General features: G+C 64.8%; 25 protein-coding genes and 3 pseudogenes. 14 read left to right on the top strand and 14 right to left on the bottom strand.

Going from position 1 to position 23300, the window contains the following annotated elements; translation table 11 throughout:
* Positions 1–275 precede the first annotated feature (275 nt).
* Positions 276–542: an ATP-binding cassette domain-containing protein gene (locus DRF71_RS00995; protein ID WP_112308779.1), complete on the bottom strand. Its 267-nt coding sequence runs from the start codon at positions 540–542 to the stop codon at positions 276–278.
* A 49-nt stretch (positions 543–591) separates the two neighbouring features.
* Here DRF71_RS00995 and DRF71_RS00990 point away from each other — a divergent pair.
* Positions 592–905, top strand: a pseudogene (locus DRF71_RS00990) (transposase); the annotation flags it as partial.
* A 48-nt stretch (positions 906–953) separates the two neighbouring features.
* On the opposite strand, the gene DRF71_RS27820 reads toward DRF71_RS00990, so the two are convergent.
* The 4 genes and pseudogenes from DRF71_RS27820 to DRF71_RS00975 all read right to left on the bottom strand — a co-directional run bounded on the left by DRF71_RS27820 (position 954) and on the right by DRF71_RS00975 (position 2460).
* The gene (locus DRF71_RS27820; RefSeq protein WP_198672117.1) at positions 954–1232 is read right to left on the bottom strand and encodes a TroA family protein; all 279 of its coding nucleotides are present in this window, start codon (positions 1230–1232) and stop codon (positions 954–956) included.
* A 323-nt stretch (positions 1233–1555) separates the two neighbouring features.
* The gene (locus DRF71_RS28925) at positions 1556–1684 is read right to left on the bottom strand and encodes a hypothetical protein (RefSeq protein WP_269814351.1); all 129 of its coding nucleotides are present in this window, start codon (positions 1682–1684) and stop codon (positions 1556–1558) included.
* Between the two features lie 202 nt (positions 1685–1886).
* Positions 1887–2129: pseudogene (locus DRF71_RS00980) on the bottom strand (TrmO family methyltransferase domain-containing protein); the annotation flags it as partial.
* 142 nt (positions 2130–2271) lie between these two features.
* Positions 2272–2460, bottom strand: a complete 189-nt coding sequence (locus tag DRF71_RS00975; protein WP_232831236.1) for a TOBE domain-containing protein — start codon at positions 2458–2460, stop codon at positions 2272–2274.
* 189 nt (positions 2461–2649) lie between these two features.
* Between DRF71_RS00975 and DRF71_RS00970 the strand changes: the two genes are divergently transcribed.
* From DRF71_RS00970 to DRF71_RS00955, 4 genes are all read left to right on the top strand, one after another.
* Positions 2650–3390 (top strand): metallophosphoesterase family protein, encoded by a 741-nt coding sequence (locus tag DRF71_RS00970; RefSeq protein ID WP_112308777.1) that lies wholly within the window; start codon positions 2650–2652, stop codon positions 3388–3390.
* Positions 3387–4796 (top strand): protein kinase domain-containing protein, encoded by a 1410-nt coding sequence (locus tag DRF71_RS00965; protein ID WP_112308776.1) that lies wholly within the window; start codon positions 3387–3389, stop codon positions 4794–4796. The genes DRF71_RS00970 and DRF71_RS00965 overlap by 4 nt, the downstream gene beginning before the upstream one ends.
* A 130-nt stretch (positions 4797–4926) precedes the next feature.
* Positions 4927–5718 (top strand): dimethylarginine dimethylaminohydrolase family protein, encoded by a 792-nt coding sequence (locus DRF71_RS00960; RefSeq protein WP_112308775.1) that lies wholly within the window; start codon positions 4927–4929, stop codon positions 5716–5718.
* A 9-nt stretch (positions 5719–5727) separates the two neighbouring features.
* The gene (locus DRF71_RS00955) at positions 5728–6723 is read left to right on the top strand and encodes a hypothetical protein (RefSeq protein ID WP_112308774.1); all 996 of its coding nucleotides are present in this window, start codon (positions 5728–5730) and stop codon (positions 6721–6723) included.
* 61 nt (positions 6724–6784) lie between these two features.
* Here DRF71_RS00955 and DRF71_RS00950 read toward each other — a convergent pair whose 3' ends face one another.
* On the bottom strand, positions 6785–7696 hold the full coding sequence (locus tag DRF71_RS00950) for a response regulator (protein WP_112308773.1): 912 nt from the start codon (positions 7694–7696) through the stop codon (positions 6785–6787).
* A 91-nt stretch (positions 7697–7787) separates the two neighbouring features.
* On the opposite strand from DRF71_RS00950, the gene DRF71_RS27080 reads away from it, so the two are divergent.
* From DRF71_RS27080 to DRF71_RS00940, 3 genes are read left to right on the top strand one after another with little or no spacing between them, the layout of a single operon-like run.
* Positions 7788–7964 (top strand): NepR family anti-sigma factor, encoded by a 177-nt coding sequence (locus DRF71_RS27080; RefSeq protein WP_157970854.1) that lies wholly within the window; start codon positions 7788–7790, stop codon positions 7962–7964.
* Positions 7951–8583 carry an RNA polymerase sigma factor gene (locus tag DRF71_RS00945; RefSeq protein WP_112308772.1) on the top strand — a complete coding sequence of 211 codons (633 nt, stop codon included), beginning with the start codon at positions 7951–7953 and terminating at the stop codon, positions 8581–8583. Before DRF71_RS27080 ends, DRF71_RS00945 begins: the two co-directional genes overlap by 14 nt.
* Positions 8584–8636: 53 nt before the next feature.
* Positions 8637–10511: a sensor histidine kinase gene (locus tag DRF71_RS00940; protein WP_157970853.1), complete on the top strand. Its 1875-nt coding sequence runs from the start codon at positions 8637–8639 to the stop codon at positions 10509–10511.
* Positions 10512–10550: 39 nt separating this feature from the next.
* On the opposite strand, the gene DRF71_RS00935 is transcribed toward DRF71_RS00940, so the two are convergent.
* The 4 genes from DRF71_RS00935 to DRF71_RS27075 all read right to left on the bottom strand — a co-directional run bounded on the left by DRF71_RS00935 (position 10551) and on the right by DRF71_RS27075 (position 13017).
* Positions 10551–11408 carry a hypothetical protein gene (locus tag DRF71_RS00935; RefSeq protein WP_112308770.1) on the bottom strand — a complete coding sequence of 286 codons (858 nt, stop codon included), beginning with the start codon at positions 11406–11408 and terminating at the stop codon, positions 10551–10553.
* The gene (locus tag DRF71_RS00930) at positions 11401–11799 is read right to left on the bottom strand and encodes a phage holin family protein (RefSeq protein WP_112308769.1); all 399 of its coding nucleotides are present in this window, start codon (positions 11797–11799) and stop codon (positions 11401–11403) included. The genes DRF71_RS00935 and DRF71_RS00930 overlap by 8 nt, the downstream gene beginning before the upstream one ends.
* Positions 11796–12275, bottom strand: a complete 480-nt coding sequence (locus tag DRF71_RS00925; RefSeq protein WP_157970852.1) for a hypothetical protein — start codon at positions 12273–12275, stop codon at positions 11796–11798. Before DRF71_RS00925 ends, DRF71_RS00930 begins: the two co-directional genes overlap by 4 nt.
* Positions 12276–12720: 445 nt before the next feature.
* Positions 12721–13017 carry a hypothetical protein gene (locus DRF71_RS27075; protein WP_157970851.1) on the bottom strand — a complete coding sequence of 99 codons (297 nt, stop codon included), beginning with the start codon at positions 13015–13017 and terminating at the stop codon, positions 12721–12723.
* A gap of 471 nt (positions 13018–13488) precedes the next feature.
* Between DRF71_RS27075 and DRF71_RS00915 the strand changes: the two are divergent.
* Positions 13489–14454, top strand: a pseudogene (locus tag DRF71_RS00915) (IS5 family transposase).
* 241 nt (positions 14455–14695) lie between these two features.
* The gene (locus DRF71_RS00910; protein WP_112309893.1) at positions 14696–15493 is read left to right on the top strand and encodes a lytic murein transglycosylase; all 798 of its coding nucleotides are present in this window, start codon (positions 14696–14698) and stop codon (positions 15491–15493) included.
* Between the two features lie 429 nt (positions 15494–15922).
* On the opposite strand, the gene DRF71_RS00905 is transcribed toward DRF71_RS00910, so the two are convergent.
* The 3 genes from DRF71_RS00905 to DRF71_RS00895 form a co-directional block, all read right to left on the bottom strand.
* Positions 15923–17899 (bottom strand): diguanylate cyclase, encoded by a 1977-nt coding sequence (locus DRF71_RS00905; RefSeq protein WP_112308766.1) that lies wholly within the window; start codon positions 17897–17899, stop codon positions 15923–15925.
* 92 nt (positions 17900–17991) lie between these two features.
* Entirely contained in the window at positions 17992–19758 is a 1767-nt protein-coding gene (locus tag DRF71_RS00900; RefSeq protein WP_112308765.1) for a DUF4153 domain-containing protein, read from the bottom strand.
* 54 nt (positions 19759–19812) lie between these two features.
* Positions 19813–20241, bottom strand: a complete 429-nt coding sequence (locus DRF71_RS00895; protein ID WP_112308764.1) for a VOC family protein — start codon at positions 20239–20241, stop codon at positions 19813–19815.
* Between the two features lie 193 nt (positions 20242–20434).
* Between DRF71_RS00895 and DRF71_RS00890 the strand changes: the two genes are divergently transcribed.
* The 4 genes from DRF71_RS00890 (at position 20435) to DRF71_RS00875 (ending at position 22556) form a co-directional block, all read left to right on the top strand.
* Positions 20435–21283 carry a thymidylate synthase gene (locus DRF71_RS00890; RefSeq protein WP_112308763.1) on the top strand — a complete coding sequence of 283 codons (849 nt, stop codon included), beginning with the start codon at positions 20435–20437 and terminating at the stop codon, positions 21281–21283.
* 15 nt (positions 21284–21298) lie between these two features.
* A complete protein-coding gene (locus tag DRF71_RS00885; protein WP_112308762.1) occupies positions 21299–21775 on the top strand; it encodes a dihydrofolate reductase in 477 nt (158 codons plus the stop codon).
* Between the two features lie 89 nt (positions 21776–21864).
* A complete protein-coding gene (locus tag DRF71_RS00880; protein WP_112308761.1) occupies positions 21865–22212 on the top strand; it encodes a hypothetical protein in 348 nt (115 codons plus the stop codon).
* Positions 22212–22556, top strand: a complete 345-nt coding sequence (locus DRF71_RS00875; RefSeq protein ID WP_408634509.1) for an arsenate reductase family protein — start codon at positions 22212–22214, stop codon at positions 22554–22556. The genes DRF71_RS00880 and DRF71_RS00875 overlap by 1 nt, the downstream gene beginning before the upstream one ends.
* Before the next feature lie 437 nt (positions 22557–22993).
* Here the strand turns inward: DRF71_RS00875 and DRF71_RS00870 are convergent, their stop codons facing one another.
* Positions 22994–23200 (bottom strand): cold-shock protein, encoded by a 207-nt coding sequence (locus tag DRF71_RS00870; protein WP_112308760.1) that lies wholly within the window; start codon positions 23198–23200, stop codon positions 22994–22996.
* Positions 23201–23300: the final 100 nt, after the last annotated feature.

The raw sequence follows: 23300 nt of genomic DNA, 5'->3' as shown, positions 1-23300 counted from the left end.
GCCCAGCCAGATCGTGCCAGGAGAAAACGCATTCTCATCGGTCGATTGGGCAAAGCGGGGGCTCAGACGCCCGGAACCAACAGGCCGGCAATCACCAGTCGCTGCAACAAAGACGTCGGAAGCCCTTCCTGTGGCATGGCTTTTGATCCGCAGCCTTTCGCCTTTCGGCAAAGTTCCACAAATCGTTATATATGATGAAATATATCGTCACGAAATGGGCAAGAAACTGGGGGAAGATCGGGCTCTTGTTCCTGCTCGTAGCAATCCGATCACTGTCAGTAGAAATGCGGCCGCCCATCCGGTCCTTCGATACGCCTCATGGGGATGCCGTAAAGCCGGCTCAGCACGGCCTCCTGCATCACCTCCGAGACCGGCCCCAGGGTGATCACACCGGCGCGGCTGACCAGCAGCGCCTCATCGGCCAAAGCCGCCGCCTGACCCGGATCATGGGTCGGGACCACCACCGCGCTGCCCGCTGCGGCAAGGCTGTGGATAGCGGCCTCCACCCCTTTGCTATTGGTGAAATTAGTGTCAGCCTCCATTGATTGTGATACTTTTCGGTGCTTCAGAGGATGCGAGGCGATCCTTCTGATGAACAATCCTTACTGGGTGACCGAGGCGCAGATGGCGCGGCTCGAGCCGTTTTTCCCCGGGAGCCATGGCCATCCACGCGTCGATGATCGCCGTGTCCTGAGTGGCGTAATATTCATAAATCGCAATGGCTTGCGCTGGTGTGACACGCCCCGCGAATACGGCCCGCCAGGACACTCTGCAATCGGTGGAAGCGCCGGAGCCGGATGGGTGTGTTTGCCCGTATCAAGACCGGCCTGGCCGCCGGGGCGGCTGACGAGAAAACGATCACCATCGATGCAACCTGTCTGAAAGCCCATCGCACGGCCTCCACCCATGGTAACACTCGTTGCTACGTTCTCACATGTAGCATGAGCAGTGTTTCACTGGGGCGATGCAGGGATGCGATGCCATTCCGGCATCTCACCCACTGCGGCGGCGAAATCGCGGTCCACCGTCAGGATGATATCGGGCACCCAGGTCTGGATCTGCTCGGGTGAGACGGTGACAAGGCCGCGCGTCCCGGCGCTGACCGCATTGATGCCGACCATGCGCTCGATGATTTCCGCATTGATCGAGCCGTGCGCCGGGCTTTCCAGCCCCTCGGATCCGCGTGCCAGACAGATGCGGGGGCGGCTGCCCCCGGGCGCCTGGTCCGGCAATGCATCGGCCTCGGCACAGGCGGCCTCGGCATAAGTGGCGAGGGTCTTCGCCGCGCGCCTCGACGCCAGGGATCGCCGCCATTTCGCGGATCGCCTGCGGCGTGGCGGCGAAGGAGCCGTCGATCAGCACATAAGGCACCCAAGCCTGATCCTGCACCCGGGTCGCGAGGTCGCGACAGGCCGAGTTGACGGTGCCGAAATCGACGAACAGCCCGGCGCCGGTGGTCGGAAGCACGTCAGGGTTCAGCGTATCGCTCTTGCGCTTCAGCCGGCCAGGCGCCGGCTGCTCGCGCGGCACGAGGCAAAAGGTAAGGCAGGCCCGGTTACGCGGCCACCACCCTGCCGACCATTGCCTCCGGCTTCAGCGTATAAAGCAGAACCGAAGCCGGTAGTCCGGCGGCAAAGGCCTTTTCCGGATCGACCGGCCCCAGCACCTCGCGGCCGGGTGGCATCGGTGATGGCCTTTCCGTCAAAGGCAGGACCCGGCGCCGCCAGCAAAGCGCGGCGGGAGAGGAGGGTCAGGGTGCGAAAGGTCATGGGATCGCTCCGAACTCGCCTTTGATATCCACCAAAGGCGTGCCATCGACACAATTCAGCCCGCGCATATGCAACACTGCTGCCTTGAACCGACAACAGCCGCACCACCATCGCCGCAATCGGGTTGGACCGGACCGGCGAGCGCAGCGAGAAGGTCCCCACTGAAGCATCACCGGAATTCGGTTTCTGCCGCATCAGATCGCGGCGCGAGAGATGCATCCGGCACAAGAGCTGAAGCCTCGGGCGGCTCCCGACCCCCCGCCAGCCCCCGATCCAGCGCGGATCCAGTTCGACCCGGCAATCGGGGCCAGTCTCGGGATCACCCCGGTGCGGACAATTGCTGCGATCCGTCCAGGGCATACACCAGATCGAGGCATCGAAACCCGCCGGCAACGGCACGGCCAGCTCATGCGGGCGCAGACCAGAGGTGCTGGCCAGAGGTACTGACTGGGGTAGTGACTGGGGCACTGGCTGGGGCGAGATCAGTCATCGACGCCGATCATCACATCAGGGCCTTGATCACCGCCGAGGCCTTTGCGCCAACCCTCGGCCCCGGCTCTTTCACCGCGTCATTGGTGATCGAGGCGGGGATAATCGAGCCGCCCGGGGCCAGCCGCACATGGCTGGTAACCGTGCCGGTGACGATCCCGGGCACCACAACCGGCAGGATATTGCGCGCCCTCAGTCGCATTCTGCTCTCTCCCATCATGGCGCCGCTGCGGTCGCGCCGCTTATGTATCGCGCAGCACGACGCAACGGGCAGCACGACCCGGTGCCCGGGTCAGCCGCCTCAGACCCACAGCGCCAAAGCTGCGCCGAAAATATGCGTTTTGCGCCGCCGCCGGCTCTGCCAGGATGGCGACAGCAACCGGAGGCCAGAATGCGGATCGCCCTTATCAGCGACATACATGGCAATCGCGAAGCGCTGGAGGCGGTGCTGGCCGATGCCCGGGCGCGGGATATCGGGCGCTTTGTGGTGCTGGGCGATATTGTCGGCTACGGGCCGGATCCGGACTGGTGCGTGGCCCGGGTGCAGGCTTTGCAGGCAGAGGGCGCGCTGGTGATCCAGGGCAATCACGATGCCGCAATCGAGGGCTCGGCGCGCGATATGAACGGCACCGCGCGGGCGGCCATCGACTGGACGCGGCCGCGCCTGTCCGCCGCCCGGAGCGCCTGGCTCTCCGCCCTGCCCCTGACCATTGCCGAAGAGGACCGGTTTTACGCCCATGCCTCGGCCCATTGTCCGGGCGACTGGATCTATATCACCTCGGAACGCGGCGCGATGGCCAGTTTTCGCAGCTGCGATGCCAGCCTGACCTTTTGCGGCCATGTCCATGAGCCGGCGCTATACAGCTGCGACCGGGGCGGGCGGGTCCAGGCCCATGCGGTGAAACCCCGGATGCCGGTGCCGCTGTTGTCGTCGCGGCGCTGGCTGGTGGTGGCGGGCTCGGTCGGGCAGCCCCGCGATGGCAGCCCCCAGGCCGGCTGGGTGATCTTCGACACCCGGAGCCGCGAGCTGAGCTTTCGCCGCACCCCCTATGATTATGTGCTGACCGCCGGCAAGATCCAGGCCGCAGGCCTGCCCGAAGACCTTGCTTTGCGCCTGAGGACGGGACGATGAGCCGCAGCCAGAAACGTCCCGTCGAGGGATTGCAGATCGACGGTTTCACCCTGGGCAAACTGCTGCATCGCGGCGGCTTTGCAACGATCTGGGAGGTCACGCATCCGGATCACGCCCGCCCGATGGTGATGAAGGTTCCGACCATTCTCGACGGCGATGACGGGCCGACCATCGTGGGTTTCGAGATCGAGCAGATGATCCTGCCACGTCTTTCCGGCCCGCATGTGCCGCAGGTGATCGCCTCGGGCGATTTCGCGGTGATGCCCTATCTGGTCACCGAGAAACTGCCCGGCGCCTCGTTCCAGGAGCTGTTCGACCGCGCACCGCTGCCTTTGGCAGAACTGGTGCCGCTGGCCGCAGAGATCGCCGCCGCGCTGCATGAGATCCACCGCCAGCGGGTGATCCATCTCGATCTGAAACCCGGCAATCTGATGCGAAACGAGGCGGGGCGGCTGGTGCTGATCGACTATGGCCTTGCCCGCCATCTCGACCTGCCGGATCTCCTGGGCGAGGAATTCGCCATTCCGATGGGCACTTTTCCCTATATCGCACCCGAGCAATATCTGCATCACCGCGACGATCCGCGATCCGATATCTTCGCCCTTGGCGCCATGCTTTATGAGCTGGCGACCGGGAAGCTGCCCTTTGGTCAGACCACCACCTTGCGCGCCGTGCGGCGTCGGCTCTGGCGCGATCCGGTGCCGCCTTACGCAGTGAATCCCGATCTGCCGCCCTGGCTGCAGGAAATCATCCTGCGCGCGCTGGAGGTCGAGCCCGAGGAACGTTTTCAATCCGCCGCGCAGATGGCCTTTGATCTGGAACATCCCGACCAGGTGCGCCTGACCCAACGCGCCTCAAAACGGCAGCAGGACGGGTTCTGGCAGGGGCTGAAACGGCGCTGGCGGGCGCGGCGCATCCGGGGCTACGAGGCGCCGCCGGTGCCCGGTGACGCGATCCGCGCCCAGGTGGTGATGGCCGCTGTAGACCTCTCGCCCGAGATGGAGGCGCTCTCGCAAGAGATCCTCGCCGCCACCCGCGAGATCCTGCATTTCCGCCCCGAGGCGCGGCTGGCTTGCGTGAATGTGCTGCGCACGGCGCGGATCCAGCTGGATCAGGGCACCGACGAATCCGGCAACAACCTGCATGTGGCCCGCCTTGTCGCGCTGAAAGCCTGGGGCGAGGCGCTTGGCCTGCCAGAAGGCCGCGTGACCTATACCGTGCTGGAAGCCCCCGATCCCGGCAATGCGCTGACCGAACACGCAACGCGCATCCTTGCCGATCATATCGTGATGGGCGCGCGGGCGAGTTCCGCGCTAAGGCGCTATCTCGGTTCGGTCTCGGCCCAGGTGGTGGCAGAGGCGCCCTGCACCGTAACCATCGTGCGCCTGCCCGCCCCGGCTGCCTGAGCCCGCCACCCGAACCTGCCGCCCAAACACGCAACCCGACCTTCCACCTGAGCCGACATTCTGAGCCGGGGCTTTCCGCGCCGGTCAAATCAGGCTAGCCATGGGCGCAATCATTTGCCGGGGAAATCCGATGCCGCGTTCCTTTTCCTTTACCCATGCGATCAGCCGCAAGCCCTCTGTCTCGATCATCCGGGGGCTGCGCGCGGTGGATACCGGCAATCCGGATCTGGCTCTGATGCAAGAGCATCACGCCGCCTATGTCGCGGCTTTGCGCTCGACCGGGGCCGAGGTCACGCTGCTCGACGCGCTCGACGCCTATCCCGACAGCGTCTTCGTCGAGGATACCGCGCTTTGCCTGCCCGAAGGGGCGGTGATCATGCGGCCCGGCGCGCCCTCGCGGCTGGGTGAGGCGGCCGAGATGGAGCCGCATCTGAGCCGCCTTTACAGCGAGATCCGCCGGATCGAGGGCGAAGACAGTTTCATCGAGGGCGGCGATATCCTGATGGGTGAGACCGAGATCCTTGTCGGCCGCTCTGCCCGCACCAACGCCGCCGGAATCGCGGAACTGGCAAAGCTGGTCGCCGATTGGGGTCAGGTGGTGCGCGAGGTCCACACCCCGCCGGGCGTTTTGCATTTCAAGACCGATTGCTCGCTGATGGATGCGGAGACGGTGCTCGCGACGGACCGGCTGGCGGCATCGGGCTGTTTCACCGGCTATAAGGTGATCGCCGTCGCGACCGGCGAAGAGGCGGCGGCCAATGCGATCCGCTTCAACGGGATCGTACTCTTCCCCGCCGGTTTCCCGAAGACCCGCGACCGGCTGGTGGCGGCGGGCTATGAGGTGGTCGAGATCGGCAATTCGGAATGCCAGAAGATTGATGGTGGCATGTCCTGCCTGTCTTTGCGCTTTACCCCGCGCTGAGGCGGCCCCATGCCCGTAACCAGTGCCCGCCCGTTCAACATCGCCGCCGTGGTGCAACGCGGCCGCCTTGGCCATGAGGCGCTTTTGCTCGCCGCCTCGCTGCGCGAGGCCGATCCCGGCTTTCAGGGCCGGCTTTTGCTGGCGGAGCCGCAGCCCGGCCCCCTCTGGCCCGAGGATCCGCGCCTGCCTCAAGGCGCCTTGCGCGACCGGCTGGAGGAGCTGGGCGCCGAATTCATTCCCTTTGAAAGCAAGGTCTTCGGCGCCCCCTATGCGATCGGCAACAAGATCGAGATGCTGACCGCACTGCCGGATGAGCCTTTCCTCTTTCTTGACACCGATACGCTGGTGACGGGGCCGCTGTCTCAGCTGGCGATTGATTTCGCCCGCCCCTCGGCCTCGATGAAACGCGAGGGCACCTGGCCGCAGATCGAGCTTTACGGCCCCGGCTATGCCGAGACCTGGGGCGCGCTTTATGAGCGTTTCGGGCTGGATTTCGGGGCCACGCTCGACCTGTCCTGGCCCGATGAATACTGGCAGCGCTATATGTATTTCAACGCGGGCTGGTTCTTCCATGAAAGCCCCGCAGCCTTTGGCCGCCGTTTCCTCGATTACGCGGTCACCATCCACAAGGACCGCCCGCCAGCGCTGGTCTGTCAGGAACTCTGGCCCTGGCTTGACCAGATCGCGCTGCCGCTGGTGATCACCGCTTTCGGCGGCGGCAGGCCCGGGCCGGACCTTGCCGGGCTGGATGGCGGGCTGACGCTGCATTACCGCACCCTGCCCTTGCTTTACGCGACCGGATCCGAGCGGGCTGTCGAGGTGCTGGAACGGGTGGCAAAGGAAAAGGACAACCGCCGGCTCTTGCGCGACTGGGACCAGGCGAAGCAGATGGTCTATCAGAACCGGGGTCGCAAAGCGCGCGCGCTGTTTGACCAAAGCGACCTGCCGGGCCGTGAGAAAACGATCCGCAACACGCTGAAACGCGAAGGGCTCTGGATGCGCTGATCATGGCATGCGGGGCCCGCCTGTCGGGCGGGTGTCGGGCGGGCCCCGCATGCCAGTAGGCTCAGCCCCTGAGCGTTTCGGTCGAGGAAAAGAACATCGCCTGGCTCACCGCCGAGCGCACCTGTTCCTCGGTATAGGGTTTGTTGATCAGGAAGGTCGGCTCCGGCCGCTCGCCCGTCAGCAGACGCTCGGGAAAGGCGGTGATGAAGATCACCGGCATCGGCCCCCGGCCCGCCAGGATGTCATTGACCGCGTCGACACCCGAGGAATTATCCGCCAGCTGGATATCGGCAAGGATCAGATCCGGCGCCTGTCGGCCCGCAAGGCCCACGGCCTCGGCCCGGGTGCGGGCAACCCCGGTCACTTCATGGCCCATCGCCTCGACAATGGCGGTGATGTCCATGGCGATGATCGCCTCATCCTCGATCACCATGACCTTGCCGAGAATCGAGCTGGCCATCTCGGTGAAAGCGCGCTCGACCAGCGCCTGGGCGGCGGGTTCATCGACGCGAAGGATCGCCGCGACCTCGGCGGGGGCGAAGCCCTCGATGGTCTGCAACAAAAGCGCCTCACGCGAATTCGGGGTCAGCCGCGCAAGGTGCTGCTGCGCGGCGGCGGCCAGCGGATCCTCCGCCTCACTGACCGGCGAATCGGCGTTCTGCCAGACATCGTGGAAACTGGTGAAGAGACCAACCTTGACCGAAACCGCCGAGACCACCGGCCCCGGATCCGCCAGCACCGCCTCGATCGCCGCGATGGCCCAGGCGTCACCGCTGGTCTGGCTGCCGGTCAGCGCGCGCGCATAGCGGCGCAGATAGGGCAAATCGCGGGCAATCGCCCGCGACAGATCCTCACCGGTAGCAATCGCGCCCTGAGGTTTTTCCCCCGCAGGTTTCCCTGCCGGAGCACCAGCTGCCGTCACTCCCGCCGCTGCTCCCGTCGGAGCAGTGCCCGGAGCCCTGGAATCGGCCATAAAAAAATCTCCGTTATGCGCGCATCTTATGGAACCAAACGCTCTTAACAGACGTTTGGTTCCGAAGACCAATGGCAGGACCACGAGAAAAATGCTACCAGTCAAACCCGCAGGGGCGACAGATCGCCTGGCGCTACGCACCCAGATCGATGAGAATCTGAGGCGGGTCTATGACGAAGTGCTGACCGAAGCCGTGCCTGACCGTTTTCTCCAGCTGCTTGACCAGCTGAATACCACCGCTCCGGTCACTGCCGATGCCGAAAAATGAACCCCAACCCGGCGTGAAGGGTGGATCACCGGCACCGCGTGCTGCGGCTGCCGCAGCCGGGCCCCACCCCGATCCGCGCGAACAGCTCGCCGCGCTGCTGCCCAATCTGCGCGCCTTCGCGATCAGCCTGTCGCGCAATGTGGTCCTTGCCGATGACATCGTGCAGGAGACGATCCTGAAGGCCTGGTCGAATATGGATAAATTCGACCCCGCCACCAATCTGGAAGCCTGGCTCTTCACCATCCTGCGCAACACCTATTACTCGCTTTTGCGCAAATCGCGGCGCGAGGTCCAGGACAGCGACGGCACCTTTGCCGCCAGCCTCTGCGAGGCCCCGGCCCATGACGGCCGCCTGGCTTTCAATGATTTCCAGCGTGCCTTTGACCAGCTTTCCCCCGAACATCGCGAAGTGCTGATCCTGATCGGCGCCTCGGGTTATTCGGTCGAGGAGGCAGCCCAGATGATGGGCGTTGCACCCGGCACCGTCAAAAGCCGCGCCAGCCGGGCGCGCAAACGCCTGTCCGAACTGATGGGCCTTGCCGAGGGCGAGGACCTGTTCTCCGATCTCAACAGCGCCACTGCCGCCGTGATCAGCCGATCCGCCGTTCCCGCCGCATGAGATTTTTCGCAGAAAGGGAGATCACCTCCGGCCTCGCACTGAGGCTGGCGGCCATGATCCTGATCGCCCTTCTGCCGCTTGGATTGCTGGCGCTGGCCCAGACCTGGATGACCATGCGCCAGACCGATGAGACGCGGCTGGCGGCCTCGGTCGGGCATACGTTGCAGGATGCGCTGCGCGAGATCCGGCTGATCCGGGCGTCGCAGGTGACGGCACAGCTGCTGGCCAACAGCCTGCGCAAGGATCCGGAAAGCTGCGCCAGCCAGATCGCCGCCTATGCCACCAGCGATGGCCGCATCTCGCGCGCGGGCTTTGTCGATGCCTCCGGCGCGATGCGCTGCAGTTCCGACGGGGTGACCCGCGATTTCTCGCAGACCAGCCGTTTCGCCAGCATCCTCGCCTCGGATCAGCCGCGCATCTTCCATGACCCTGAATGGTCCGATCCGGGGCAGTCAGATATCTCGCTGACATGGCCCGTCAGCGAAGAACCGGGCCGGCCGGCCGGCTTCGTGCTGCTCTGGCTGCCCGAAAGCGCGCTGATCGGCATGCCCGAGGATCCCGTGGCCCGGCCTGCCGGCGACAGGGACAGCCCGCTGGCCCTGATCGCCGCCAATGGCGCCGGCGAGGTGATCTATGCCTCGACCGGCATTGCCGGGGCCCCCGCCTGGCTGCCCCGGGGCGCCAGCCTGCAAAGCCTCACCGCCTCCGAGGCCCATAGTTTCTTCGACAGCCCTCCGGGCGGCGAGACGCTGATGTTCTCCTGGGCGCCGATCAATACCGATCTGTTTTTGCTGGGCGTCTGGCCGCTGCCGGCCGAGGACAGCTTCTTTCGCCGCCATGTGCTGCCCTATCTTTTCCCGGCGCTGATGTGGCTGACCGGGGTTGCCGTGACCATCCTCGGTGTCGAGCGCCTGGTCACCCGCCATGTCCGCCGCCTGTCGCGCGAGATGCGGGATTTCACCTCGGGCAACCGGTTGTCCCAGGACAGCGCGCTTGACCGCCCGCCCGCCGAAATCGCCAGCCTGGCCGAGGATTACCACAGTCTCACCGCCACCATCCTGCGCGATGAGGCCGAGATGGAGAACCTCGTGCGGCAAAAGGACGAGCTTTTGCGCGAGGTGCATCACCGCACCGGCAACAGCCTGCAACTGATCGCGTCTTTCCTCAGGATGCACCGGCGTGAGACCGATGATATCGGCATCCGCCTGGTGCTGGACGATCTGCACAACCGGGTGATGTCGCTTTCCTCGGTGCATCTAGGGCTGTACCGCATGGCCGGCGGCACCGAGGTTGCGGTGGATCTGCTGATGGCCGAGGTGATCGCCAAGGTCGATCTGATCCATGGCCGTTCGGGACAGAAGGGCGCGGTCCAGGCTGATCTGATGCCGCTGGTGCTGCAATCGCAACAGGCGGTGCCGCTGGCGCTGCTCCTGGCCGAGATCCTCTCCTGCTTCCCGCCATCCGAGGCCGGCGATCAGCCGGTCCGGATCCGGCTGAGCCATGGGCCGGCTACGGATTACACGGATGCCGCCCGGACCGGACCGGCAGAGACGGCAAGAACAGCCGCATTCCCGGCGTCACCGGGGCCCGGACTAGAGGGCAGCGGACAAACCCCGCCTCAGATCGCCCGGCTGGAAGTCTCCGGCGCCATTTCCGCCCGGGGCAGACTGACCGGGGAACATTCCGGCGCCCCTTCGGTGATCGGGGCGCGGCTGATCCGGGGCTTTGTCACCCAATTGCCCGGCGATCTCCAGATCATCGAGGAGGGCGCGCGGATCCGGGCAATGGTCACCTTCGCCTTCGATCCATCGCTTGTCGAAACAGATGCCGCAACTGGGAATGCTGCTGTCCCCGGTTCCGATACCAAAGCGAGGACAGCGCCCCCGCCTCCCCCGGTGCAAAGCCCGCCAAAGCACAGCCTGCACTGACCGGGCCGGTCCTGGCTGCGTCAGCGCGCGCCCGGGCGATCAGGCCCGATCCGGACCCGCATCTCCGCCATGGTCCTGATCCGCCTTCGGGGTCGGGGCAGCATCAAAGGCCTCACGCAACGACCGGCTCAGCCGGGCCACCAGCAACGACAACTGTTCCAGATCCTCGCTCACGGCCCGGCGCGCGGCCGCGCTGTCCTCTGCGTCATCAACCTCGCCGGCGCCAGCGTCAAAGGCGTCATCCGACCGCCGGTCGCGCGCGAGAAAAGCTGCCAGCAAACCGCCCGCCGCCGTCACAATGGTGCCGACAGAGAGGATGCGCCCGAATGTGCCGCGCGCCGGTTTCTTGCCGCCGGATTGCCTGATCTTACCGAATTCGCGCTGCCAGGCGGCCTCACGCGCGGCCAGTGCGGCGGCGCGGGCCTCCTCCTCCAACCCGTCAAGCCCCTGCCCCATCTGCTGCCGGATCGCGGTTTCCAGCGAGGCGTCGATATCGTCGAGACTGTCGCGCGCCGCCGCCTCATCAAGCGCCCCCGAGACCCGGGCGCGCTCCACCCTGGCCCGCAGCCGGGCCGCCTCTTCGCGCAAAGATGCAGCGCCCACCAGCCATTCCGGCCAGGCCTCGCGCCGTGCCCCGCGCGAGGCACCGCCATAGGCCAGCAAGAGCCCCGCACCGGCCAGTCCAAGCCCCGCCAGCACCGTCGCGCGCGGATTGGCCCGGACCGCCGCCAGCCCGGCCTCAAGGACCGGCATCGCGGCGGCGACCGGCCCCTCGCCACCCCTCACACCGGGAAAGAACCGCGACGGGTCAAGCTTTTTACCAAGCGCCTCGATGGCTTCGGCCAGTTCTCTGCGCCCCTGCCTCAGGTCTTTCCCGCTCCGGTCATCGTCATCCATCTTCCGGCTCCCGCAAATCGGCGCCACCTCTGGCAAAAATCTCGCGCCGCGCGAAATAGCCGGCGCGGCGGATACGGCGCAGCTGCCACCAGATCAGACCGGCGGCGACAAGACACAGCGCGATCCCGATCAGCAGCGAGGCCCAGACCGGCGCCAGCCCCGCCATGACCAGGGCCGCATGGCCGGCATCCGCCAGCTGCCCCAGCCCAAGCAATGCCAGCACAAGCCCGACCAGGATGATGACCAGCGCCCTCGCGAGGATCAGCCCGATCTCGCGCGCCTCGGCCTTGCGCAACGCGATCTCGCCCCGCAAGAGCCGCATCGCCGCGCCGGCGATCTGGAGAACCAGACCGCCGGGCGTCTTGTCATCATCGTCAGATGCGCCGCTCAATCGTTGCGGTCCCCGCGCGGCGTCAGCAGCCGCGCCAGCGCAAAACCGGCCAGCGCCGCACCGGCCATAAAGACCCCCGGATGGCGTTTTGCCATATGGCGCAGGTCAGAGGCGATCTCACCCAGCGGGCCCGCCTGCAGCCGCGAGGCCGCCGCACCGACCCGCGCCGGGATCTCCTGCGCGAGGTCCTCCGCCGAAGAGGCCGCCTGACGCAGCCGGTCATTCAGCCGCTCTCCGGTTTCCGCCATGGCATGACGTGCCTCGCTGGCACGGTCCATAACCGCCTCGCCCGCATTGCGCGCCGTTCGCCCGACGCGATCCAGCAGATGCTGCCCGCTGTCCTGAACGCTCTCGGCCGCGTCGCTGACGGTTTCCGCCATGGTCCTGGCGGAAGCGGCCTTTTTGCCGGACCGTGCGGCGGAACTCCTGGAGGCCGCAGAATTGGGGGCTGCAGAATTCCTGGTGGACTGTGCCATCACAATACTCCTGTTCCTGGCCGGGCCGGCAAAGCCGGCACTTGCGGCTGCATTTTCCGTCATCCATCCGGCTCACCAGAGAGCCGAAACCCTGTCCTATCAGATGGGGACCATTTTCCGAACGCGCAATCCCGATACAGTCCATTCCAGGCCAAACCCCGCCAGCCGGCGGGACTCCGCGCCATATGGGCGATCCGCCGCCACTGCCTTGCAGTAAATATCCATGCCAATCCGACAATTTACAATTGCCGATTGCATTGAACTCAAAAACAAAACAGCCCCAGGATGAGATCGCGCCGAGAGAACGTAAAATGCAATTTTTTTGAATTTTACCGGGAACCACCCCCCTTGCTCCGCGTTAACGGTTTGACAGGTGAGGCAGAGGATCGCTTAGCGCAACTCCTTGTCCTTGCTCAGGAATACGGTGCTGCAACCGCATAAAGGATTATGACAGGGTGAAGGTGACGAATTCATGTTTCGGCGAAAAATTGCCGGGCCATTGTTCGGGACGCTGCTCCCATAACGAACCCTTCTTTATTAACCGGCACGGGATGGCAGGCGGCGGCAAAGCCCCGCAGCGCCCGCGCTTATGGATGCCAGGCAACTGGATGCCAGACAACTCAGGCTGATTTCCTGAAAACCGGGGATTATCAAAGGCGGCAACAACCGCCCTCTGCCGTGCTGCCTGAAAGCACGCGGCGGTCAAGGAACAGATATGCCAAGGGCTGAAATGCCGGGCCATATCGCAAATCCGCAGCCAGCCCCCAGACTGGCTCGGTCGCACCCCCGGTCAGGGAGGCGAACAGGTCTGTTGCTTTCGGCGTTACGAGTGTTCGGTTATGTGTTTGTAACCGAAAGCAACAACCAAAAAATGACGGGTCCGGCACCCTTAACCAGTGCGAGTTTACAAGTCGCCGGACCCGTCACCAGATTCCGCTGATGCAGCGGAATGGCCTGAGGCCGCTGCTCCTCCCCTGTTCCGGTTGTGTATCCGGAGGGCAGCGGCCTTGAATTTCCCCACCTTATTCCCGCGCCTTTTTCTGGCGATTTGCGGGGAAGAATCCGGGGAAGAGTCACGGTCCATTGGCCCTTAGCTCCTCCCTCTGTCCTGTTTTCACCTCAGCCTGGCACGGTTCTACAAATCATCTGATGGGATTCATCTTACGAATCCAGGATGGCAGCCGGAGGACATGGGCAAACCGCCATAACCGATCTGCCAGACCCTGACCCCGAGACCCTGACCTCGCGAGCCTCCAACGGGGCGCTCAGGCCCCATGGCGCGCCGACGATTTGGTTTGATCCGGCTATGCCCCGGGAAGCCGCTCCCACCGGCAGCCGCCCGCCTACAGCGCGGCCGCCATCCAGGCCTGCCTGACCCTGAAAGAGGTTTCGGCAGAACACTCAGGCAGATCGGGCCCTGTTGCGCCTGATCTGCCTGGACCTGATCAGCCTGGACTGGGCAGTGGCAGACTTCAGCACGCTTTCGCGACGGCAGAAGACACTGAACTGAACACCCCCTGTCGCGGTTCGGACGGCCCGCTGCACCTGCTGGTCGACATCGATCCGGTAAGCGCCACCGTTTCGGGCGAACCGCTGATAGGGATCAGGGTCGAGGGCAACGCCCGCAGGCACGGCGGCACGAAACAGCGCCTCTGGCGGAAGATCCACATCGGCATCGTCGAGACGACCCCTGGACATTCGGGCCGCCGAATTCACCTCCCACAACCTGGGCGATGCGCCCGAATGGCTGAACCAACCCCCGTTCGACCAGGAGATCGGCAGCGTCACAACCGACGGAGCCCTCGACACCCGCAAGTGTCACGACGCTCTTGCTGCCCGTGGGGCCGCTGCAACCTTACCCCCATGCAAGAACGCCAGGGTCCGGAGGGCCGCCCCCCAAAGAGCAATCGCCCGCAACGAGGCCTTGCGCGTATCAAAATGCCGCGGCCGGGCCATCTGGCAACGAGGAGCGGTTCCCACCGCCGAAGCCGTGCAGAAACCAGGATGCGCCGTGTCAGGCTGATGGTGCAGCGTTTATCCGCGCGACCTCGACCGCCGGCTCACTGAGGTCCAGGGACGCGTCGCCATCCTCAACGGTTTCACCGCATCCGGAACATCCATCACAGATGTCGCGGCACAGGTCTGTCCGGGGAAAAGCGGAGGTCCAGCACTCAGGTGAGTTGCGCAACAGAGCCCCTCAGCCTGGCAAAGCGCCCGCAGCCCTGATCCATGCTGCATCTTGCGTCATCGCCACCGCCGGCCACGACAGGGTCCGGAAAACCCCACCTGCGCCCAGGCGGTTACGCCGCACCCGGCAATAAAGTGAGGACAACCAGGCGGGCAAATGCTTGATTGTGCGCGCAATCGCACTAGACTTGCGCGAAATTCAGCCAGCAGGTGAACAAGTGCGCCTTTTCAGAATTCTCAGCGGTATCCCTGCAGCCAGTGCGCTGCTCTTCGCTCTTTCCTCTCCGACCCTTGCGGCATTCTGCTCGGACAGCGGCGGGCGGTATGACGAATGGAAGCCGCTCATGGCCCAGGAGGCGCGCGCCGCCGGGGTGGGCGAGCGGGGGATCCAGGCTCTGATGGGCACCTCTTATTCCAAAGCCACGATCTCGGCTGACCGCAATCAAAAGAGCTTCAAATACTCGCTTGATAAGTTCATGCAGGTGCGCGGCGCCGATACGATCGTGAAACAGGCCCGCAGCCGCAAGGCGAAGAACGCCGATTTCTACGCCTCGATCGAGCGGCAATATGGCGTGCCCGCCGGGGTTTTGCTGGCAATTCACGGCATGGAAACCGCATTTGGCAATTATATGGGCGATACCAATGTGGTTTCGGCGATTGCCACGCTTTCCTATGACTGCCGCCGCAGCGATTTCTTCACCCCGCATCTGATCGCGGCGCTGGTGATGGTGGATCGCGGCTCGATCAGCCCGAAAAGCATCGGTGCAAAACATGGCGAGCTGGGCCATACCCAATTCCTGCCCGGCAATGCGCTGCGCTACGGGGTGGATGGCAACGGGGATGGTAAGGTAGATCTGAACAATATGACCGACGCCCTGGCCTCGACCGCGAACTTCCTGCGGCAAAAGGGCTGGCAGCCGGGTCAGGGCTATCAGGAAGGCCAGCCGAATTTCGCGGTGATCCGCGAATGGAATGCAGCCAAAGTTTACCAGCAGGCGATTGCCATCATGGGTGGCAGGATCGACGGCTGAGAAGAACCAACGCGGGCGCGCGCAGGGCATTGCCCTCGCGCGCCCTGCTTTTCGTGAAGGCCGGGGGTGGCGACTTACTGCGGCTCAGACCGGAGCCTGTCGCTGATTTTGCGTGCAGCCTGTTGCCGCGCCGCAACCGGGCAGCTCCGGAAACGGCCCTCCCCGTCAGGCTCAGGCCTCGTTCCCGGGTCATGGTGTAGGGGGGTACTGGCCTCCGGACGTGCTCACCCCCCGAAATCTACCACATGTCATTGAAATACCGACAGAAAGAGCGCTCCGGCGCATATATCGCCTTGCAAGTGACCCGGTGCAAATGAGCGATCTGGATGCGTTGACCGCACATCTGTCCGGCTGTGCCATCGGATGTTATACTTCACAACATCAATTCATTAGCCTGAAAGACCCGGATCGCCCCCGACACCTCCCCCTTCAGCCCGATGGTTCTCCGCCAATCATCTGCGGGGTTGGCGCCTGTCGCTCCGTTCCGGGCACCGCTGCGGCACCGTCTTCGGCTTCGGCCCGAAAAGGCACGGTCCTGACGCAGCTGCGCCCCGAGGCTTTGGCGGCATAAAGGGCCTTATCCGCCTGGGCGAGCAGCTCGGCCGGTTGCGGCGTCTCCCCCGCCGCCACGGCGACCATGCCGATGCTGACCGAGACCCGGCAAACCGCCCCCTGCCACAGGACCGGCCTGGCCACTTGCATGATCAGCTGATCGGCCAGGTGCTGCAGCCGCGCCGAAGGTTCCAGCCCCGGCATGATGGCGAGGAATTCATCCCCCCCGACCCGGGCAATGCAATCGCGAGAGCGCAGCAACCGCGACAGCACCGCCGCCATATGGATCAGCACCTCATCCCCGGCGGCATGGCCGTGGCGGTCATTCACCTCTTTGAAAAAGTCGAGATCGAGATGCATGACCGTGAAAGGGCCACCATCGCGACAGATCCGCCCGAGGAAAATATCGCAGGCGCGGCGGTTGCGCAGCCCGGTCAGCGGATCGGTCAGCGCCTCATCCTCGGCCTGGCGCCTGGCGCCGTCCAGCCGGCGGCTCAGCGCGCGCATTTCCTCCATCGCGAGGCCATTCGCCTCGGTCAGGCACAAAAGCTCCATCGCCATATCGGTGGCCGCAAAGTCGCTATCGGTGAGGTTGAGCGCCTCGACCGCGCGGACGATGTCAATCCCGAAGGAGAAGACCATCAGCACCCCCTCCCCCCGTTCCAGCGCCACCGTCATGCCGCGCAGGCGCAACCCGCCCACCCGCTGTTGCAGCCTTACCCGCAGCCCCGGCCGCAGGGGCAAAAGCGGCGGGCCGCTGCTCTGGCCGGTGACGCGCAGCAGGAAATGCGCCATCAGCGGGCTGCCAATCAGATCCTCACCCGGGAACATCCGCCGCATCAGCGAGCCGGCGGCAAGGATCCTGCCGGTTTCCGACAGGATCAGATGAAGCGGCAGCAAATGATTGAATGCTTCCATGGCAAGGGTCAGCGTCGGACCGATCAACAACGGCCCGGTAAGCGCCACCCCGTTCTTGGCGCCCCCGTTCTGGCCCCCCCCGTTCCGGGCCGACGCGGTCTGGGCCACGCCACCCGCAGCGACCAGGGCCGGGGTGTCACGGATACCCGGAGCTGACCGGGCCACCGAGCGTTTGCGACCCGGGCCGGATGCGACAATATCCTGGCCCACAGGATCATGCGCGTCTGCAGGGCGGTGTTCCGGAACGGGGTCGCCATTCAGCGGGCGCCCTTCTGCCCCTGCCGCAACGAGATCGGCTGGTGTGCTGCCGGCAGGGAGCCGCGACTTCCGCCTTCCCCGCCCGCCGCGCCGGCTTTCCCGCGCCAGATCAAAGGTCCTGCCCTCGCTGAAATGGCTTTCCAGCAGCCGGATCGACAGTGCGATTGTCCGGCCATCCGGGCAATTCTCCTCCTCGATCAGCACCAGCGCGCCGTAGTCATCCGCCATCGCCCGCAAGGCGCCCAGCAGGATCCAGTTCAGCTCTTGCAGGCCATTGCTGCAGGTCAGCCGGAACAGCCCCGCCCCCCTTTCCTCAAGACTGAGATCGGGCAGCGTCAGATCCGGCAGCGCCAGCCGGGCGCGATCGGGCAATTCGCCCAGAGAATAGAGAAAATCGGCAAAATCCGCGCCACAGAATCGCAGGAGCCGCCGCGCCGCGCCATGATAGCCCGCCGCGATCACCCAGGTGCCCAGGTCTTCGAGGATGACGGAAACCGGACGTTCCAGTTCCTCGGCGCAAAGGCGCAGCGTGTGGCGCAACACCTCATGTTTATAAGGGAGAAGCGGCTCAAAACCTGTCGGCAATGTGCCACTTCCGGCGATGATCCGATCCCAGGATTCGGGGTCGAAGGTCACCTGTATGTAATCCTGAAGCGCGCGCAGTAAGAGCCCGTACATTCCACCAACCAAGCCTTCGCCGCAAAAACTGCGGCCCCCTCAGCCTGGCAGCGAAGTCTTAACAACTTCCTTCGATTTCTCTCGCACTCTTGTTATGGAACGAAAAGCAGACCGTCGCTGCCGCTGCCAAGCTGATTCAGACGGGCAGGCGCCAGGGCGGGCGGCGCCTCGCGCCAGCTGCGCAGGAGCCCGGTCACCTCGTCAAACGACAGCGGATTTCCGTCGACCCGGCGCAATTCGCGGCTGGCGACCCTACCGCTCGCGTCCAGCCAGATCCCGTTGGCCTGGGCCCAGTCCCCGGCGCGCAGCTGCAACAACACCGCCTCTTCGCCCGGCTGATCGGGCAGGAGATCGCTCACCAGCAGCAGACAACCGCGCTCACCGGTCGGCAACCGGCGCTGGCAGGAGGCATTCAGGTCGTCGATCTCCCAGCCCGACATGCCCTCAAGATACATGAGGCGGCTGCCCCCGGCCGAGGCCGGCACGACATCAAGCGTGGTCCCCAGAACGCGGCGCAGATCCGCGAGACGCCGCGCCTCTTCATCAGCGCCCTGATCGCGATAGGAGGTGCCGGGGACCAGCCGGTCCGCCAGATCCTGATTGCCGGCGGTTACCGCATAGTCCATCAGCCGCAGCCGCGCCGCTTCGCCGGCATGGCCGAGGCCCGCAAAGAGCTGCCAGCCCGCCTCGGCCGCCGGACGGCGCCCGTCCATCACGCGGCGCTCCTGATCGCGGGCCGACAGCGCCTCGGCATTGAACAGCGGCGTGTGCCAGATCGCCGCGCAAAAGAGCACTCCAATCGCGAGCCAGGGGTTCGATGCCCGGACACCCGCCGCGAAACGTCGGCGCAAAAGCGCCACACCCCAGGTGAGCCCATAGACCAGCGCGATCAGCCCCAGCACCACCACCAGCAGACGGTTCGGGGTCAGCCCGTGCTCGGTGATGCGGATCCAGACCGCGCGCAGGCTGAGCGCCGCCAGAACCGGCAGGAGCCCGGTCATCACCCCGGCAGAGTAAAAGATCAGCGGGCTCTTGCTGGCATCCCGAGCATCGGCGTCAAAACCCACCGTCACCAGAGCGATCCCCGAGGCCGCAATCGCCAGCAGCACCAGCGCCGGCGAGATCCCGGCCAGGTTCACCCCAAAGCCGCGCATCACCACCGCCACGACGAAGATCGCCGAGACCAGCGCCAGCGGCGGCAGCAACAGGCGCAAGAGCCAATGGATCAGCCGGGGCGACAGCCAGGCCGCCATCTCGTTCACCACCGCCACCGCCAGCCCGAAAGCCGCGCCCGAAATCACCAGCGGCGCGCCGTCGATATCAAGAATGCGGTCAATCAGATTGACCCCGACGATATCGAGAAGCTGCATCGACAGCAGGATCACCGTCCAGACCGCCCCGGTGAAAAACACCGCAACCATGCCGCGCGCGACAATCTCCCAGCTGATGTCGAACAGAGCGGGATAGTCGCGCCAGCTCCCCTGGCCGCCGGCGATCAGAAAGGGCACCGGCAGCACCGCAATCGCCAGCATCGGCAAGAGATGGGTCGGCTCATCGAACATGCCGCCGAGATCAGGCCAGCGCAGCGATAACAGAACCACCAGCGCCGCAACCGCGACGGCCAGCAGCGCCGCCCGCAGCGCGGCCCGCAGGATGCCAAGCCGCCCCGCCATCGCAAAGAAGCCGCCGATAAACACCGCGATCAGTGCCAGCCCGGCGAGAACACTTCTTTGCCGGAAGGGCGTCATCTCCGGCCCATCCATCAGCACCAGCATCCAGATCGCATAGGCCGAAACCGCGCCGAACAGGGCAAACAGCCAGCGCCTTGCGATCGGGCCGGGGGCGAAAGCATGGATCATGTCGCGTTTTCCTTACGCAGGGAACGGATTACCAAAGGGCAGCAGAAATCAGGCTTACCAGTGGCCGGTATTCGCCATCGAGGCCCAGGGTTCGGCCGGGGTCTTCGCGCCGCCTTTTTGCAAAAGCTCGATCGAGACATTATCGGGGCTGCGCACGAAAGCCATACGTCCGTCCCGCGGTGGGCGGTTGATCACCACGCCATTGGCCTGCAAATGCGCACAGGTCGCATAGATATCATCAACCTCATAGGCGAGATGCCCGAAATGCCGGCTGTCCGAGGGCAGACCGTCATCGCCATCCCAGTTGAAGGTCAGCTCGACCGGGCATTCCGGCTGGCCGGGCGGGGCAAGGAAGATCAGCGTGAAGCGGCCGCCCTCATTGTCAATACGGCGGGTCTCTTCCAGCCCCAGCAGCCGGTAAAAGGCCATGGATTTCTCAAGGTCCAGCACGCGGACCATGGTGTGCAGATAACGGATCGACATCGGGTTCTCCTGCGCGAAAGGGTCCGTTATGGCTAACACGGCACCGCAAAGGGCAACAGGCAGGATTTCCCCCCAATATCGCGCCCCGGCTTTCGCCTTGGCAGGGGGGGCGGCGGGCTTTATGACAGACAGAAATGACAGGTCGCAGACGGGGGCAGCCCCTTCACGCCCGGCTCCGGAGGTGATTTCGCCCATGAAACAATACCATGACGCGCTGCGCACCGTGCTGGATCAGGGAATCGAGACACCGGACCGCACCGGAACCGGCGCGATTTCCTGTTTCGGGATGCAGGCGCGCTATCCGCTGGCCGACGGCTTCCCGCTGGTCACCACCAAAAAGCTGCATCTGCGCTCGATCATCCACGAGCTTTTGTGGTTCCTCTCCGGCGATACCAATATCCGTTATCTTCAGGAAAACGGCGTCACCATCTGGGATGAATGGGCGGATGAAAACGGCGATCTCGGCCCGGTCTATGGCCGGCAATGGCGTGACTTCCCGCGACTGATCCCGGCCCCTGCGATTTCGGCGGGCCACGCCGGCGATGGCGAGGCTTTGTTCACCCGTGGCTCGGTCGATCAGATCCAAGACCTGCTGGCGATGATCCGCAAATCGCCCGACAGCCGGCGGCTGATCGTTTCGGCCTGGAACCCGGGTGAGGTGCCGGAAATGGCGCTGCCGCCCTGCCATACGCTCTGGCAGGTCAGGATTCTGGGCGGCAAGCTGCATCTGCAGCTTTACCAGCGATCGGCCGATATGTTCCTCGGCGTGCCGTTCAACATCGCCTCCTACGCGCTGTTGCAGGTGATGCTGGCGCATGTCACCGGCTATGAGCCGGGCGATTTCATCCATTCCATCGGCGACGCGCATATCTATTCCAACCATATGGAGCAGGTCGCGACCCAGCTTTCCCGCAAGCCCAAACCGCTGCCGCAGCTGAAGATCCGCCGCAAGGTTGACAGCCTTTTCGACTTCCGCTTCGAGGATTTCGAGATCATCGGTTACGATCCCGACCCGGCGATCCGCGCCCCGGTTGCGGTCTAAGGGGGGCGGTCTGACATGCTGAGCCTGATCGTCGCCCGCTCCCGCGAAGGGGCCATCGGCCGGGATGGGGATATCCCCTGGCATGCGCCCGAAGATCTGGCGTTTTTCAAGCGCGAAACGCTGGGCGGTGCGGTGATCATGGGGCGGCGGACATGGGAGAGCCTCCCGTTCAGACCCCTGAAAAATCGTGATAATATCGTAGTATCCGCGACGATGGAGGGGGATTTCGTGACCCCCTCGCTGGAAGCGGCCCTGGCCCGCGCGGCTGCCCTTGGCCATCGCCGCATCTATGCCATTGGCGGCGCCAGCATCTATGCCGCCGCGCTGCCGCTGGCGGATCGGCTGCTGATTACCGAGGTCGATCTCCGGATCGCCGATGCCGATACCTTCTTCCCGCAATTCGCGGCTGATGACTGGCATCTGGCCGGCTCGCTCGATCTGCGCAGCGAGGCGCCGCGCTGCCGGCTGGACGAATATCTGCGCTGCCGCTGAGCGCGCAAGCAGGCTCCGCAGACCGATTTCGCCCCCTTTCGGGGCGCCCGGCTTTCCGTTAGGCTCTGCCCCGATACAGGAGTTTTCCCATGTTCTTGCGCATGACCGCCCTTGCCGTGATGCTCGCCTCGCCCGCCATGGCGCAGATGTATTACGACCCGTTCGAGCCGAATAGTGAACGCACCAGCGTCACCGGCCGCTATGAGCGCTATCAGACCCATGTGCTGAAACTGTCGAAACACCGCTATGCGGTGCTGTTCCAGCCCGGTTACGTCGATTTCGCCACGGCGGTGCGGGCGGTATCGCCGCTTTGTGCAGCCCAGGGCCGGGTGGCACAGGGCCATGGGCCTGTTGCGCCGGTCGATGTGCTGCTGGAAAATGGCGAACCCGATGTACAGCAGGGCATCCGCGTCTCCTGCGTCAGGGAGGCCCGGTGATGAGCCTCCCCCTGATCACCCTTTACGGCATTCCCACCTGCGACACCTGCAAAAAGGCCATCCGCCTGCTTGAGGCCGCCGGTCGTCAGGTCACCTTCCGCGACATCCGTAAAGACCCGCTCTCCGAGGCGGAAATCCTTGAGATCGTTACCGAATTCGGCGACCGTGCGATCAACCGGCAATCGACCAGCTATCGCGGTTTTTCGGATTTCCTGAAAGCCTCCGATCCCGAGGCGCAGATCGCCGCCCGGCCCACGGTGATGAAACGCCCGGTCATCCGCGAGGGCGACAGCTGGACCATCGGCTGGGATGAAGAGACGGAACGCCGCCTGACCACGGGCTGACCCCTTGCCATTGGCGAGGGCCCAGCCTGCCCGGCCCGGCTGTCTCGTGATGCCGCGCGCAGGGGAAAGCAGGGGAAAGATCCGTCCGATTTGAATCAAATCCGACCGAAAATGCGACCCCATAAAACCCGGCCTCACAGAAAAACCCGGCCTCACAGAACCCGGCTCCGTGAAATTCAGGTCGGTCAGGTTGCAATCTATCAGACCCCTATCAGACCCTCTGCGGGCAGCGCGGCGGCCCTTCCGGGCGCCGCCCTACCCTTTTCTCAGCCACCCATTTCTCGGCCGCACTTTTCTCGGGGATTTGCCGCAGGGGGTTCCGGCAGAGATCGCGATACCCCCCGACGCCCCCCATGAGATCCCGTGGAAGCGTCCTGGCCGACCGTTTCAGGCCAGACGGTGCTCAGGCGCCCGCGCGGCCTGGCCGGCCAGAGCGATCAGAGCAGTTTCAGCTCGCTGGCCGAAGATTTCCCGTCACGGCCGGTTTGCAGCTCATACGAGATCTTCTGATTGTCGTTCAGACCTTTCAGACCGGCGCGTTCCACGGCCGAGATATGCACGAAGACATCCTTGCCCCCGTCATCGGGCGCGATGAACCCGTAACCCTTCGTTGCGTTAAACCATTTCACGGTGCCAGTCGGCATTCCCGTCTCTCCCTTAGTAACCCCCCGGGCTGCGGAATTGCGTCCCGGGCGTAGCCGCCAGGTCTTCCGGGCCTGTCAGGGTAGAGAGGCTAGTCAGAAA

This window comes from Pseudogemmobacter bohemicus, assembly GCF_003290025.1.
Classification (GTDB): domain Bacteria; phylum Pseudomonadota; class Alphaproteobacteria; order Rhodobacterales; family Rhodobacteraceae; genus Pseudogemmobacter; species Pseudogemmobacter bohemicus.
This window is presented reverse-complemented; position numbering and strand designations above follow the sequence as displayed.

Excerpts from the sequence above, each read along its gene's own strand:
- DRF71_RS00895 (WP_112308764.1), bottom strand. The coding sequence starts at position 20,241 with ATGTCGATCCGTTATCTGCACACCATGGTCCGCGTGCTGGACCTTGAG.
- DRF71_RS00905 (WP_112308766.1), bottom strand. The coding sequence starts at position 17,899 with ATGTACGGGCTCTTACTGCGCGCGCTTCAGGATTACATACAGGTGACC.
- DRF71_RS00870 (WP_112308760.1), bottom strand. The coding sequence starts at position 23,200 with ATGCCGACTGGCACCGTGAAATGGTTTAACGCAACGAAGGGTTACGGG.
- DRF71_RS00965 (WP_112308776.1), top strand. The coding sequence starts at position 3,387 with ATGAGCCGCAGCCAGAAACGTCCCGTCGAGGGATTGCAGATCGACGGT.
- DRF71_RS00900 (WP_112308765.1), bottom strand. The coding sequence starts at position 19,758 with ATGATCCATGCTTTCGCCCCCGGCCCGATCGCAAGGCGCTGGCTGTTT.
- DRF71_RS27075 (WP_157970851.1), bottom strand. The coding sequence starts at position 13,017 with ATGGCCCGGCATTTCAGCCCTTGGCATATCTGTTCCTTGACCGCCGCG.
- DRF71_RS00960 (WP_112308775.1), top strand. The coding sequence starts at position 4,927 with ATGCCGCGTTCCTTTTCCTTTACCCATGCGATCAGCCGCAAGCCCTCT.
- DRF71_RS00875 (WP_408634509.1), top strand. The coding sequence starts at position 22,212 with ATGAGCCTCCCCCTGATCACCCTTTACGGCATTCCCACCTGCGACACC.
- DRF71_RS00925 (WP_157970852.1), bottom strand. The coding sequence starts at position 12,275 with ATGGCACAGTCCACCAGGAATTCTGCAGCCCCCAATTCTGCGGCCTCC.
- DRF71_RS00945 (WP_112308772.1), top strand. The coding sequence starts at position 7,951 with ATGCCGAAAAATGAACCCCAACCCGGCGTGAAGGGTGGATCACCGGCA.
- DRF71_RS27080 (WP_157970854.1), top strand. The coding sequence starts at position 7,788 with ATGCTACCAGTCAAACCCGCAGGGGCGACAGATCGCCTGGCGCTACGC.
- DRF71_RS28925 (WP_269814351.1), bottom strand. The coding sequence starts at position 1,684 with ATGCCACCCGGCCGCGAGGTGCTGGGGCCGGTCGATCCGGAAAAGGCC.
- DRF71_RS00880 (WP_112308761.1), top strand. The coding sequence starts at position 21,865 with ATGTTCTTGCGCATGACCGCCCTTGCCGTGATGCTCGCCTCGCCCGCC.
- DRF71_RS00890 (WP_112308763.1), top strand. The coding sequence starts at position 20,435 with ATGAAACAATACCATGACGCGCTGCGCACCGTGCTGGATCAGGGAATC.
- DRF71_RS00970 (WP_112308777.1), top strand. The coding sequence starts at position 2,650 with ATGCGGATCGCCCTTATCAGCGACATACATGGCAATCGCGAAGCGCTG.
- DRF71_RS00975 (WP_232831236.1), bottom strand. The coding sequence starts at position 2,460 with ATGCGACTGAGGGCGCGCAATATCCTGCCGGTTGTGGTGCCCGGGATC.
- DRF71_RS00950 (WP_112308773.1), bottom strand. The coding sequence starts at position 7,696 with ATGGCCGATTCCAGGGCTCCGGGCACTGCTCCGACGGGAGCAGCGGCG.
- DRF71_RS00955 (WP_112308774.1), top strand. The coding sequence starts at position 5,728 with ATGCCCGTAACCAGTGCCCGCCCGTTCAACATCGCCGCCGTGGTGCAA.
- DRF71_RS00935 (WP_112308770.1), bottom strand. The coding sequence starts at position 11,408 with ATGGATGACGATGACCGGAGCGGGAAAGACCTGAGGCAGGGGCGCAGA.
- DRF71_RS00995 (WP_112308779.1), bottom strand. The coding sequence starts at position 542 with ATGGAGGCTGACACTAATTTCACCAATAGCAAAGGGGTGGAGGCCGCT.
- DRF71_RS00940 (WP_157970853.1), top strand. The coding sequence starts at position 8,637 with ATGATCCTGATCGCCCTTCTGCCGCTTGGATTGCTGGCGCTGGCCCAG.
- DRF71_RS00885 (WP_112308762.1), top strand. The coding sequence starts at position 21,299 with ATGCTGAGCCTGATCGTCGCCCGCTCCCGCGAAGGGGCCATCGGCCGG.